Origin of the sequence: Methanobrevibacter sp. (assembly GCF_017940815.1) — an archaeon.
GTDB lineage: Archaea > Methanobacteriota > Methanobacteria > Methanobacteriales > Methanobacteriaceae > Methanocatella.
On record NZ_JAGAXX010000028.1, the window covers coordinates 1 to 16,294 of the forward strand.

2 protein-coding genes are annotated in these 16,294 nt (G+C 39.0%); both read left to right on the forward strand.

What is annotated here, in order from left to right; translation table 11 throughout:
* On the forward strand, positions 1-562 hold a 562-nt coding region (locus ILA26_RS03890), incomplete at its 5' end, for a 30S ribosomal protein S3ae (RefSeq protein WP_292894257.1).
* Positions 563-1,105: 543 nt separating this feature from the next.
* A complete protein-coding gene (locus ILA26_RS03895) occupies positions 1,106-16,261 on the forward strand; it encodes an Ig-like domain repeat protein (RefSeq protein ID WP_292894259.1) in 15,156 nt (5,051 codons plus the stop codon).
* Positions 16,262-16,294 lie beyond the last annotated feature (33 nt).

A 16,294-nucleotide genomic window follows, 5' to 3' on the forward strand; every position in this document is an offset into this window, starting at 1 on the left:
ACGTAGAGTACGTGATACATGGAAAGAAAAATCCTGGTATACTATTAAAACACCAGTGAACTTTGAAGATAAAGAAATTGGAGAAACTCCAGCAAAAGATCCAGAACTTCTCATTGGAAGAGGCGTAGAAGTTACCATGAGGGAATTAACCGGAGACTTCTCAAAACAATACATCAAACTCAGGTTTGAAATTGACAATGTGGCAGGAACTGTCGCAAACACCAAATTCACAGGTCACAAAACCACTACTGATTACGTAAGAAGCATGATCAGAAGAGGAACTTCCAGAATCGACGCTTCCGCAGTAGTAAAAACAAAAGATGACCGCAAATTAAAACTTCAAGTTTTAGCAGTAACCATCAGAAGAGCTAAATCTTCCCAACAAAGATACATGAGAAAAACCATTGAAGATTTACTCATCGAAGCAGCTGCTGAAAAATCATTTGATGAATTAGTAAATGTATGTGTCAACGGTAAATTGGCATCTGAAATTTACCACAACGCTAAAAAAATCTACCCTCTCAAAAGAGTGGAAATCATCAAAAGTAAAGTAATCAAATAGGATTACTTTTCTAATTTTCTTTTTTTTCTTTGAACAATAATTTTATATGTGCTCTTTTTTTCTAAATCCTGTTCTTATTTTAATAATATTTGTCTAACAACTATTCTAAATTTTGATATAGTTTTCATGCCCATTATTGAGGTTTTTTAAAAAATTTTTGTATATTATTTCTGGATTTCACTGGGTAAACACTGGATTTTCATCAATTAAGTTAAATATTATTTAGTAATTTTCATTTTTGATAGTAATTTTATATAATATTTCAATTTTTGATATTTGCTGTATAATATGTAGTGTGAAAAGCATTATTCTTTAAAGATTTAGGCATGCCTAATTGCATAGTCACCTAAACAATTAAGCATAAACTAAATTAACTAAATTTTATGGGCAATTTTATGAACATATGTTCATATTTGATTTTAATTATTTGTATTTTTTTAAATTTTTCCTTATTATTGATTAAAGTAAAACATTTATATTATGATAATCTAAAATAAATATCACGGTAAACTCTCCATGTAATAAATGTGGAGGAGGTGTATTATGAACATGAAAGAGATATTAATAATAAGTTTACTCATATGTGTTATTTTCTCAATATCTGCAGTATCTGCTGTGGATGTCGATGTAAACGACACAGATGATACAATATTGACAGCACAGGAAGATACTGATGTTGTCGCTCAAAGTAATGATCTTTCATCATATCCACTCTCCAATACTAACGAAACGGTGCTGGGGGATGATGGCGCAGGATCATTCACAGAGCTTAACGAAGCAATTAACGGTGACCCAACATTAACAGAGGTCACATTAACAAAAGATTATAAATACAATGCTACTTCAGATTCAGGGTTACCTTATGGAATCCAAATTAATAGAAACTTGATTATTAACGGTAACGGCCATATAATTGACGGGGATAATGCTAAAAATGTATTTTATTTGGCTGGTCTTAGAACTCCTATTGATGTAACATTGAATAATATTACATTTGTCAATGCACATTATACAGGTATTGTTACTTCTGGTGCTATTTACAGTTTTAATAATGTTAATGCATTGGAAATTAATGATTGTAATTTTATTAATAATTCAGGTAATGCTTATGGAGGGGCAATCTATGCCATGAATTATAATTCTTTAATTATTAATAATTCCAATTTCACCAATAACAGTGCTGCCGCTGCAGGTGGATCAATATATACTACTGCCAGAACAGGAAGCACATCAATTACTAATTGTAATTTCAATGATGATGTGGCAGAGGGTGTTGACTCCATGATGGGTGAGAAGATTGGTGATGCAGGTTCAATATATGTGTCTGCACCTAATACTGTAATTGATACAGTTAATATTAATAATGCTTATGCTTATGCTGAAGGTGGTGCTATATTTGTTAGTGCTAGTTGTTCTAACTCAAGACTTACCAATGTGAACATTACCAATTCTAAAGTTAATAGGAATGGTGGTGCTATCATGGTCAGGTCAATGACTTCTGATGTTACTTTGGAAAATATATACTTATATAATAATACTGCTATGAATGGTGGTGCAATATACTTAGCTAGTGGAACTCCTATGAATCATATTACTGCTGTTAATAATACTGCTACTAGTTATGGTGGTGCACTATATTTATATGCTAGAGGCAGTCTTGGTGGTAATGCATTAAGTGACTCTACTTTCATCAATAATACTGCGAATATTGATGGAGGTGCACTATATTTAGCAGGTAGTAATGGTAATCTGATTAATGTAACTTTCATTAATAATAGTGCTAGTGGTGATGCTGGTGCATTAAGAGTACAAGGTACTTACTGGGGAGTTTATAATAGTACCTTTACTGATAATACTGCAGGTACTGATGAGGATACTACTGGTAATGGTGGTGCAATTATGTGGGATGGACATAATGGTATCATTGATAATGTTACATTTACAAGCAATAATGCTACCAATCGTGGTGGTGCAGTATTTATACAAAACTGTGATAATGTAACTATTGCCAACAGTAGATTTAATGATAACTTTGCTAATATTAATGGTGGTGCAGTTGAGTTCTATAAGTATGCTCTTAATGGTATTATAGTAAACTCCACTTTTAATGATAATATAGCTAATAGATCTGGTGGTGCTGTATATTGGTATGGTGACACTGGTGAAATTATTAACGTTAGCTTCACTGGAAATAAGGCTTTAGGTAATGTGATGGCACCTAGTTCATATGGTGATAATACCACTGGAGGTGATGGTGGTGCTATTATGTGGACTGGTCAAAATGGTATTGTGGACAATTGTACTTTCACTGATAACTATGCATCTCAACGTGGTGGAGCAGTATTCCTGCAAGGTAGTGTAGATGGTGATTGTATCAACACTACTTTCAGCTCATGTGACTTCATCAGTAATGAGGCAGGTTTGAATGGTGGTGCGATTGACTGGCACGAATGTGCTCACGATGGTCTGGTCACCATGTCCAACTTTAGGGATAATATTGCTGCATCAAATGGTGGTGCAATATTCTGGGATGGTCACAATGGTAGAATATTACATTCCAACTTTACTAACAACTCAGCTAACGGACTGATTACTGATACTCATGGTAACTTTGGTGATGGTGGTGCAATAATATGGTCTGGTATCAACGGTACTGTTGATGACTGTAGATTCATTGACAATAACGCATCACAACGTGGTGGTGGAGTATTCCTGCAAAACTGTACTCACGGCAACTGTACCAACACAACATTTTCACATGTTTACTTTGAAAATAACTATGCCGGAGTCAACGGTGGTGCTATTGACTGGCACAAAGGTGCTCAAAATGGGCACGTTAAATATGGAGTATTTGTAAACAACACCGCTAACAGATCAGGTGGTGCAGTATTCTGGTTCGGTACTGTTGGTGAGATATCAAACTCCAACTTCACAGGAAACAAGGCTTTAGGTAATGTGATGTATGAAAACTCATTTGGAATTAACACTACCGGGGGTCATGGTGGTGCAATCATGTGGACTGGTGCTAATGGTGTCATTGATAATTGTACTTTTGATGAAAACAGGGCTAAAGTTAACGGTGGGGCTATATTCATGCAAGGAAGTACCGAAGGTAACTGTAGTAATTTGATAGTTTCAAATGGTATCTTTAATGATAACTTTGCTGGTGTTAACGGTGGTGCTGTTGACTGGTATAAAGGTGCTCATGACTGTGTTTTAGAGAATGCTACTTTCAACAATAACATTGCTAACCGTTCAGGTGGTGCTGTATTCTGGTACGGTGAACATGGTACCATTAAGAATGCGTCATTCACAAACAACCAGGCATTAGGTCTTGTGAATGCATCAAGCTCATACGGTTTCAACACTACCGGAGGTGACGGTGGTGCGGTCATGTGGACAGGATCCAACGGTATTGTTGACGGATGTAATTTCACAAACAACTATGCTGCAGCCCGTGGTGGAGCAATATTCCTGCAGGGAAGTGTTGAAGGAAACTGTACAAACGTAACAGTCAGCAATTCCAATTTCGAGCAAAACAAGGCAGAAACCAATGGTGGAGCTGTCAACTTCTTCAGAGGAGCTGTCAATGGAAGAATATTAAACTCAACATTCCAGTCAAATGAGGCAATCACAGGTATAGGTGGTGCGGTAGTTTGGAGAGGATACAACGGAACTATCGACGGCGCAACATTTGATGACAACACAGCATACGCAGCTGATGCAGGTGCTGCATATATCGAAGGTGACTCATGTAAACTTCTCAACACTGTATTCGACGATAACCTTGCAGGTGACGATGGTGGAGCTGTATATTGGACCGGTAACTATGGTAAGATATACAATTTAACCGCTAACCGCAACCAGGGTATCAGTGCAGGCACATCCCACTCCAAAGGAGGAACCATAATTGTAACAGGTTCAAACATGACAATTGACTTGGTTGAGGTTAGAAACGGTTACGCCGAAGTTGAAGGTGGAGGACTGTTCCTCACAGGTAACAATGTAAACATTACCAATGTTCAATTCTATGATTGTACTGTTAATGATGTTTCTTCAGATAATATTGGTGGAGCATTGGACATTATCGGAAACAACACCCGCCTCATAAACGCAACCATTGAAGGTTCAGATGCAATGTATGGTGGTGCAATTGACTGGGCAGGTAACGACGGTTATGCCTGCAACATCCATGTAAATAACAATCGCGCAACTGAAGATGGTGCTGCATTGAGAATCGTTGGGGAACGTTTTGAAATAGAAAATTCATCATTCAATGATAATGAAGCAGGTGACGACGGTGGTGCAATATACTGGTTAGGTAATGACGGTATTGCAAGAAACCTCACATTCTACGACAATAAAGGTATCAGTTCAGGTGATTCATCATCAAATGGTGGTACCATGGCAATCATCGGTTCAAATATCTCAATTGAAGATTCAAGCTTCAAGAAAACTTCTGCAGAAATTGCAGGTGGAGCAATTTTCGTAACAGGTAATAACGTAAACATTACAGGATCCTCCTTTGAGGATTGTAGTGTTTCAATGGATAAGGTCATTACCGGAAAAGACTATACTACTGGTGGTGGAACAATCTATATTTTAGGTAACGACACCCATATCATGAATTGTACCTTTGATGATGCCCACGGTAAAGAAGGTGGAGCAGTTTATGTGGATGGTAGAAATGCGGTTATAGATAATGCAACAACCAGTAACAGTTATGCCTTAAATGGTGGAGCGTTTTATATCAATGGTGTAAACGCTACAATTTCCAATTCAAATATCAGTTCATCTTCCGTTACTCAGAAAGGAGGAGCAATTTATATTAATGGTGTAAATGCATCCGTCATAAATTCAACTTTCAACAATACCTATGCAACATCTGGAACTTATGGCAGTGATAATTTAGGTGGGGCTATATATATTAAAGGTAATTATGCTAATATTATAGGTTCTGAATTTGAGGACGCAGGTGCTTATCAAGGTGGTGCGCTTTACTTGGATGGTAACTATGCTAATGTTACCGGATCTTCTGTAAAAGGAGCTTACGCTTATATTGATGGTGGTGCGCTGTATTCCACAGGTTCATATTCAAATATATACTACTCCAATTTCACAAGCAATGAAGCTAGAGGTGACGGAGGAGCTATGTACTGGTTTGGTGGAAAAAATTCAGTAAACAACACCATAATCGGTTGTATATTCTTAGAAAATGTTGCTTATGCAAACTCCAATTCAAACACCAGAGGTGGAGGTGCTATCTATTGGTCTGAAGGAGGATATTACGGCACTATTAAAGATTCTCAATTTATCAATAACTCCGTTCAATCATCAACTAAAGCAGATGGTGGGGCTATTCTATGGGATAAATGTCATTATGCATTAATTGATAATTGTATTTTTGATGGAGACTATATTACCACAACTAATACTGGTAATGTTTGGATTCAAGGTGGAGCAATCTATATGAGAGCCTATGATCCATACACTATCAGTAATTCCAAATTCATAAATTGTTATTCTGAAAAAGAAGCCGGCGCATTATATATTCAGTCTAATAATAATGTACGCGAAATTTTTATTGTAAATACCACATTTGAGAATAATGTCGCTCAAGCTATCGGTCAGAATTCCAACGGTGGTGGAGCGGTTCAAGTTAAAGAATGCGACTTTGCAGTATTCCAAAACGTAACTTTCAGGAATAACACTGCAAATCAAGGTGGTGCAGTCACTGTTTTAGAGACTAGAACAAATATACAATTCATTAATTGTACTTTTGATAACAATAAGGCTACCAACGGTAACGGTGGAAGTATCTGGGCTAATAAGCTATTCTACATATACAACACAACAATTGCCAACAGCACTGCATCTGACAATGGTGGTGGATTATACACTATCGCTGATATGACTTATAATAATATAACATTCATTAATAACACTGCTACATATGGTGGAGGGTTGTATTGGAATAAGGCAAACATTAAGATTCAGAACATGAAATTTATAAATAACACTGGACTTGAAAGAGCAGGTGCTATTTATATCACCACCAATGGTGTAAACATTCAAAATGTCTCCATGACCGGCAACAAGGCATTTGTAGGTTCAGCAATCTGGGCTGATAAGGACATCGATTTAATTGATGTTTACCTGATGGAAAATCAGGCTAATTCAAGTTCACTCGACATTGGTTTCGATGAGGACAGTGGAGAAATTGAAATCCTATTCAAGGGTAAGGACAAATACTTAAATGCCGTATACCTTAATGGAGGATGCAAATTATATTGTACCAATGTAACTTACTGGGACGAAAGCGGTGAAGTTAATTCCGGAGCAACCAGAACCCAGATAAATTCTTTAACTATTCAGGATATTCCGGAAGGAGGCCAAAACATTACAGTTAGAGTATATGGAGATAGCGGCATCTTGACCGAACAGTATATTTTAACTGATAATGACGGTAAAGTCTACTTGAATTTAGCAGAAGTTCTGCCTGGTGTTGACTATCATGAAGTTTATGTCGAGGCTGAATTGAATGATGATACATATTACACTATAATAAAATCCACTACAAGATCCGCCTCCGAGGTCACTGCGTCTGCAAATAAAACCACATATCACTCAAATTCAACTATTTATGCAAATGTGACTCAGGGAGCCACAGGTAATGTGTCAGTTTATCTTGAGGATGTTTTCCTTGGAAACATTACTTTAGATAATTCCAGGGGGTCCATGGATATCTCCACTTTGATTGGAGATAGATATCTGCCGGCAGGCAATTACACCTTGTCAGTTGTTTACAACGGCAATGCCAAATATGATAAATCAAATACAACTGCAATATTGGAAATAACTAAAATCACCCCTGTTATTTTACTTAATGTAACCGGCATAGGATATAATCTAGTTGTTTCAGCAATCGTAATGGATGGAGAATACGAAATTGCGGATGCGACCGGAAATGTAACCATTCAGGTTGAAGACAGAACTGCAACCATATTCTTAGGCAATGGTCAGGGAATGACTATCATTTACGGTCTTCCAATTGGAAACTATACCGTCAATACAACATATAATGGGGATAATAATTATTATAATGCCACTAATTCAACATTGGCTAACGTGTCTGAAAAAACACAGACCGTTCTTGTACTTGACGTGGATTCCGAAACAATCTACTACATTAATGAAACAGTTCCGATCAAGGTAACTATCCTTCCTGCAGGAGAAGGAAATGTCACACTTTACATTAACGGTGTGCCTCATGTATTGACCTTGCAAACCGTAGGCAATTCAACTTTCGTCGAATTCAATGCAACTGAGCTGAAAGATGGAACAAACTATGTGTTTGCCACATATGACGGTACTTCAATATTCGCTCCGTCCTGGGCTGAAGATACATTTAATGTAATCAAATACAATGCTACCGTAGTGATAAGCACTGCAAACATCACTTCCGTAGACACTGAAGTTATAAACATCACTCTTCCTGAAGATGCAGAAGGAATATTAAACATAACAGTTAACGGCACTTCATACTATGTTGAAATTATAAATGGAACTGCAACCCTGCCGTTATCAGGATTGAATGTTGGAGTATACAACGTAACTGCAGTCTTCAGTGAAGATAAGAAGTATTATGGTGCAGCTAACTCAACACTGTTCAATGTAACTAAGGCAACCCCAACATTGAATGTGACAGCTGCAAACATCACTGTCGGCGAAAATGCCACAGTGACCGTTACATTACCTTCTGATGTTACCGGAAATGTGACCATCTATGTCGATGGCATAAACAAGGGAACAGTAAACATCACAAACGGTGTGGCTGTCCTAAACAACATATTCGGATTGAAAGTCGGACCTCATGAAGTAAATGTAACATACAACGGCAATGCAATATACACTTCTAAAGATAACAATGGAACAATATTCCATGTATTGCCGATTGATGACTGGGAAATCGAATTAACTGTTGAACCGGGCAAATATGGTGAAAACACAACATTCACCGTAAAATTGCCGGAAGGCGTAACAGAAAATGTGACCTTGGAAATTGATGGAGTTAACTATACTGTAGTTTTAACAAACGGTGAAGGAGAATTGAAATTAAGCAACCTCTCAGCAGGACCACACACAGTAACCGCATACTATCCTGGTGATGAGAACTACACCAACAAATCAACTACAGATGATTTCAGAATCGATCAGGCAACTCCAACAATTAACATTGAAGTAAATTCACCAGTTTTAGTTGGTGACAATGCTACAATAAACGTAACAGTATCAGGCAATGCAACCGGAAACGTAACAATATATGTGGACGGTCAAATATTTGAAAGAACACTCACTAACGGTTCCGTTTCATTAAATGTAACAGGATTGGCTAGCGGAAACCATAATGTTGTGGTGTTCTACAAAGGAGATCAGAACTACACTTCAAACATTAACTCAACTTCCTTAAGAGTTATTAAGAACAGTTCCGGAATGACAATTGTTGCAAGCCCTGAAAGCGTTGTTGCAGGCAAAAACACTACAATCACAGTCACAATGGCTGGAAATGAAACAGGCAATGTCATAATTGAGGTGAACGGAGTCAACTACACCGCTGCAATTAAAGACGGTGTTGCAGTATTGAATGTGACCTTGCCGGTTGGCGATTACACAGCTAAAGCGTACTACCTGGAAAATGACAAGTACAATGCGTCAACCAATACAAGCAATGAGTTCCATGTCGTTGATAAGACTGTCGCTTGGGTAAATATCACTGTTGATTCAATTATTGAAATTGACAATAACCTGACTTTCACTGTGACTACCAACAGTAATGCTACTTTGGTTGTTAAGGTGAATGGTGTTGAAATCACTCCTGTTGATGGTGTTTACAGCTTTAACGGCACTGTTGCCGGTAACTACACTATTACTGCTGAAGTTGCAGAAAATGACTACTACACTCAGGCTTCAAATTCAACAGTCTTTACAGTAATTAAACATAATTCAACTGTTTCAATAACTGTTGGTGAGGTCTATGAGATTGAATCTGACTTTAATATAACTATTACTAACAACACTGCTGTTGTTGTGATAATCAATGGTAAAGAATATCCAGTTGCTGACGGTAAGGTTGTTATTGACACTACTGAATTGGCTGCTGGTCACTACATTGTGACTGCTACTATTGCAGAAAACGATAAATATTATGCTAACAGCACTACCAAGGAATTCAATATCATCAAGCACAATGCTACTATTGAAAGCGTTGTTGTGCCTACTGTTGATGTGGGATTAGGTAAAAACGCTACTATTACAGTGACTATGGGTAATGTAACCAGCGGATCTCTCATTATTGAGGTTGGCGGACACAACTACACTGTTGCAATCACTGATAATGTTGCAGTATTGAATGTGACCCTGCCTATTGGAGAATACACTGCCAAAGCATACTATCTTGGAGATGACAAGTACAACCCAGTAAATGCTACAAGTGACGAATTCACAGTCAAAGACAAAGAGATGCCAATAATTATCATCAACGCTCCTGAAGTTGTTGAGGTTGACAATAATATCACATTCACAGTCACAAACTCAACTCCTGTAAACGTAACCGTAAACGGAGTGACTGTTGAGCTTAAAGACGGCAAGTACACTTACAATGCAACTGTTGCAGGAACTGCCACAATCATTGTAAGATCTGCTGAAACCGATGATTACTATGAAGGATTCAACTCAACTGCCGTAACTGTAATCAAGCATAACTCAACCGTAAGCATTGATGAGGTTCCAAATCACTTTGCAGGTGATGAATTCAATATAACTATTACAAATAATACATCTGTTGTTGCGACAATCAACGGTAAGGAATATCCAGTTGCTGACGGCAAAGTGGTTGTTGACACTACCAAATTGCCTGCCGGAGAATACACAGTCACAGCCACAGTATATGAGAATGACAAATATTATGGAAACAGCTCAACTGTTTCATTCAATATCACAAAACGTGCCTCAAGCGTAAATATCACTGTAGACTCACAATATTACGTTGGAGACATATTCAATATTACAATTGAAAACAATACTGCTGTTAATGTAACCATTAACGGTAAATCATACTTAATTGATACAAATGGAAATATCATAATTGATACAAGCAAATTGCCTGCTGGTGAATACATAGTATCCGCTAGCGTGGCTGAAAATGACAAGTACTTTGCAAATGCAACTTCAAAAACATTCAACATTGTCAAAAAGGCATCAGACTTAACAATTGTTGCAGCTCCTGAAAGCGTTGTTGTAGGCAAGAACACTACAATAACAGTCACTATGGCAAACAATGAAACCGGTAGTGTAATCATAGAAGTGAATGGAGTCAACTACACTGTTGCAATCACAGATCATGTCGCTCAATTGAATGTGGCCCTGCCTGCCGGCGACTACACAGCTAAGGCATACTACTCAGGTGACGATTACTACAATGCATCCAATAATGCAAGCAACACTTTCCATGTTGTTGACAAGACCGTCGCTTGGGTAAATATCACTGCTCCAACCAGTGTTGAGATTGACAATAACATTACATTCACAGTCACAACAAACAGCAATGCTACATTAGTTGTTAAAGTGAATGGTGTTGAAATCACTCCTGTTGGAGGCGTTTACAGCTTCAACGGCACTGTTGCAGGAAACTACACTATAACTGCTGAGGTTGCTGAAAACGATTACTACACTGCTGCTGAAAACTCCACAGCATTCACAGTTTACAAACATGCAAGTGAAATCGAAAGCGTTGTTGTAACTCCTGTAACTGCAGTGGACGGTCATAATACCACAATAACAGTTACAATGGCTAATGCTGAAACCGGCAGTGTCCTAATTGAAGTAAATGGACTTAACTACACTGTACCTATCAAAGAAGGTGTGGCAACTTTAACAGTTACATTACCTGTCGGTGACTACACTGCTAAAGTATACTACCCAGGTGATGACAAGTACAATGATACCAATGCTCAAAGCGATGCATTCCACGTAATCAACAAGACAGTTGCTACTGTGGTCATTACAGCTGATAACATCATTGAAATCGACAATAACTTGACATTCACTGTCACAACTAACAGTAACGCTACACTGGTCGTTAAAGTGAATGGTGTTGAAGTTGTTAAAGGTGCAGATGACAAATACAGATTCAACGGCACTGTTGCAGGCAACTACACTATAACCGCTGAAGTTGCTGAAAACGATTACTACACTGCTGCAGTTAACTTCACAGCATTCACAGTGATCAAGCATAACTCCACTGTAGCTATTGATGTTGGTTCAGTATATGAGATTGAATCTAACTTTGATATAATTATTACAAATAATACTGCTGCTGTTGTAACAATCAACGGTAAAGAGTATGCTGTTGTTGACGGCAAAGTCAATGTAAACACTGCAGAATTGCCTGCAGGACACTACATTGTAACTGCTACAATCGCTGAAAACGATAAGTATTATGCTAACAGCACTACTAAAGAGTTTGACATCATCAAACACAATGCTACAATTGAAAGCATTGCTGTTCCTGATGTTGATGTTGTTGTTGGCAAGAACGCTACAATTACAGTTACAATGGGCAATGTAACCAGTGGATCTGTCATCATCGAGGTTGGCGGACACAACTACACTGTCCCTATTGTTGATAAGGTTGCTCAATTGAATGTGACATTACCTGTCGGCACATACACAGCTAAAGCTTACTTCACTGGCGATGACAAGTACAACCCAGTGAATGCAACAAGCGCTGAATTCAATGTGGTCAATAAAACAACCGCTACAGTGATTATCACAGCGGACAACATTATTGAAATCGACAATAACCTGACATTCACAGTCACTACAAACAGCAATGCTACTTTGGTCGTCAAAGTGAATGGCGTTGAAATCACTCCTGTTGATGGTGTTTACAGCTTCAACGGCACTGTTGCTGGTAACTACACTATAACTGCTGAGGTTGGCGAAAACGATTACTACACTGCTGCTTCAAATTCAACAATGTTTACTGTAATCAAACACAACTCCACAGTCAAAGTGGATGAAGTTCCTGGCCACTATGTCGGTGACGACTTCGAAATAACCTTGACAAACAACACTGCAGCTGTTGTGACAATCAACGGCAAAGAATACGCAGTTAAAAACGGCAAGGTTGTTATTGATACAACAGCTCTTCCTGCTGGTGAATACACTGTTACAGCTACAGTATATGAAAATGATAAGTATTATGGAAACAGCTCAACTGTTTCATTCAATATCACAAAACGTGCCTCAAGCGTAAATGTGACTGCAGACCCAATCAATGTAAATGAAACTGCAGTAATAGACATTACAGGTCCAAGTGACTTTAACGGTACTGCTATCGTTAATGTGGATGGCATGAACTACAGCGTTGCATTGACAAACGGTGTGGGCCAACTCAGAATCAACGGACTTGCTAACGGCACATATGACATTAACGTAACTTACTTAGAAAATGACAATTATCTCCAAAGCGTCAACGATACAGTCAAACTGCTTGTAAATAAGGTTGTTGATGCTGAAATCTCAGCAAGTGCAGATAACATCACTGTCGGTGATCCTGCAGTGATTAAGGTGACTGTTCCTGAAGACGCAACCGGTAATGTGACAGTAACCATTGGTAATATCACAAGAACTGTACCTATTGCTGGTGGAGAAAATGAAATAATCGTTCCTGGCGTTCCAGTTGGTGACTATGATGTTAAAGTGACCTACAATGGTGATGACAAGTACCTGCCTGCTAATACAACTACTCCACTGTCAGTCAAACCGGCTGAAACCGACCCTGCTGACATCAAAGTTGTAGATCAAGGTAACGGCACTGTTGTGGTTGTTGTTCCTAAGGATGCAACCGGTAATGTAACCATTACAATCAACGGTACCAACTACACTGCTCCTGTTGTTAACGGAACAGCTACATTCGACTTGACCAATGAGACTCCTGGAACCTATGACATAACTGCAACATACTCTGGTGATGAAAACTACACCAGTGCGGCTACAAACGGTACAGTGACAATTCCAAAACACCCAACTCCAATGAGCATTGAAGTAAATGCAACAGTTGTTGGAAACGTCACTAAAGTAATTGTATCCGTTCCTGAAAACGTCACTGGTAATGTGACAGTTGAAATTGACGGTAAAACTTACTCTGTAAAACCTGTTGACGGTAAAGCAGTCTTTGAAATTGAAGGATTAACAGCAGGCAACAAGACAGTTGTTGCAAGCTACGCCGGTGATGACTCATACCTTGCAAACTCAACCACTGCTCAATTTAAAGTGGATAAAGTGGCATCAAGCGTAAACGTCACTGGTGATGTGATTAAGGTTGATGAAACCGCAACAATAGTCATTGAAGGTCCAAGTGACTACAATGGAACTGCTGTTGTAACCATTGACGGTAAGGACTACAGCGTAAATGTAACCAACGGCGCAGGTCAACTCAAAGTGGATGGCCTTGCTAACGGCACATATGACGTTAAAGTGACCTTGCTTGAAAATGACAAGTACCTGTCCAGTTCAAACGGCACTGCTAAAGTCCTTGTCAACAAGGTGGCCGATGCTGAAATCACTGCTAGCGCAGACAACATTACAGTTGGCGATCCTGCTGTGATTAAGGTGACCGTTCCTGAAGATGCAACAGGCAATGTGACCGTAACTATCGGAAACATTACCAGAACCGTACCTATTACCGGCGGTGAAAACGAAATAATCGTTCCGGATGTTCATGTAGGTGAACATGAGGTTCAAGTGACCTATAACGGCGATGACAAGTACATGCCTGCAAATACAACTACTTCATTGACAGTCAAACCTGCTGAAACCAGTCCTGATGACATTAAAGTGGTTGACCAAGGCAATGGTACTGTGGTGATTACTGTTCCAGGTAAAGAGGGCAATGTGACAGTCAAGATTGGTGATGAAACCTACAATGCAACTGTCGTCAACGGCACAGCCGTTGTGACACTCACAAATGCAACACCTGGCGTGCATGAGATTGATGTTGCCTACTCCGGTGATGAAAACCACACCGGCGCATCTACTAAAGCCAATGTGACAATTCCGAAATACGAAACTCCAATGAGCATTGAAGTGGTTCCAGGCAAAGTTGATGAAACAACCACCGTAACCGTGAATGTTCCTGAAAACGCTACCGGTGAGGTAACTATTGAAATCAACGGTAAGACATACTCCAAGGAAATAACTGACGGTAAGGCAGTATTTGAAGTTGACGGGCTGCTTTCAGGCAACAAGACAGTTGCCGCAACCTATGCCGGAGACGACAATTACGTATTGAACTCAACAACCGCAAACTTCACAGTAGACAAGAACCCTGCTCCAATCTCCGTAGAAGTGGACAACTCCACTTCAGGCCAGGCTACAATAACAGTAACCTTGCCGGATGATGCAACAGGATATGTGATAGTCAATGTTGACGGTGTTGATTACGGAATCAACCTGACTGCAGGCGACAAGTCAGTCACAATCCCAATCAAGAGCAGCGGAGACTACACAGCTATTGTGAATTACCTTGGTGATGAAAAATACCTAGGAAACTCCACACAAAAAGACTTCCACGCTTCAAGCAGCAAAGTGCCTCCGAACATTGCGGCCGAAGTTGAAAACGTGCCTGTCGGTGAAGATGTGCAAGTTAAAGTAACCATTCCTGAAGGCGGAGACGGTAACGTGACTGTAACTATCGGAAACATTACAAAAACCGTTTCTGTAACCGGAGGAGAAAACATAATCACAATCCCTGGAGTGAGCGAAGGAACCCATGACGTGAACATCTCATACAGCGGTAATGATCAGTACGAACCTCAAGACATTACCAAGTCCGTGACAGTATTCAGGTCAATCAATGCTGAAAACATCACAAGAGGATGGAACAGTCCATACGACTACAAGGCAGAGTTCCTAGACAAGACAGGACACGTGCTTGAAAACACTGAAGTTCAATTCATTGTAAACGGCAAGACATACACTGTCAAGACAGACAGTCAGGGAATCGCTTACCTTGATACCTCTAAATTAGATGTTGGCAAATATGATGTAACCATTATAAACCCTGTAACCGGCGAGCAAACTACTAGAACAACAACTATCGTGAAACGCTTGCTTGAAAACAAGGACATTACAATGGACTTCCGTGACGGAACTTATTACACTGTGCTTGCAATTGGAGATGACGGCAAACCTGTAGGCGAAGGTGAATTCGTGGACATATATGTCAACACTATCCACTACTCCTGCAGAACTGACAAGGACGGATACGCAAGACTCCAAATCAACTTGAATCCTAAGACATACACTGTAACAGCAGAATACAAGTTGACCAAGGTTTCAAACAAGCTTGTGGTAAAACAAACCCTCAAACTTGTCAAAAAGACTGTTAAAGTCAAAAAAGGCAAAAAACTAGTGCTTAAGGCTAAACTCAAATGGTCCAACGGCAAAGCCATCAAGGGCAAGAAGATCGTCTTCAAGTTCAAGGGCAAAAAATACACTGCCAAAACCAACAGCAAAGGTATTGCCAAAGTGACTATTAAGAAAAAAGTTACCAAGAAACTTAAGAAGGGTAAAAAATACAAGTACTCTGCAACATATGTTTCAAACATCGTTAAGGGTAAGGTTAAAGTTAAATAATAATTGATGTTGTCCCCCAGACAACATTAAAAT

Excerpts from the sequence above, each read along its gene's own strand:
- ILA26_RS03895 (WP_292894259.1), top strand. The coding sequence starts at position 1,106 with ATGAACATGAAAGAGATATTAATAATAAGTTTACTCATATGTGTTATT.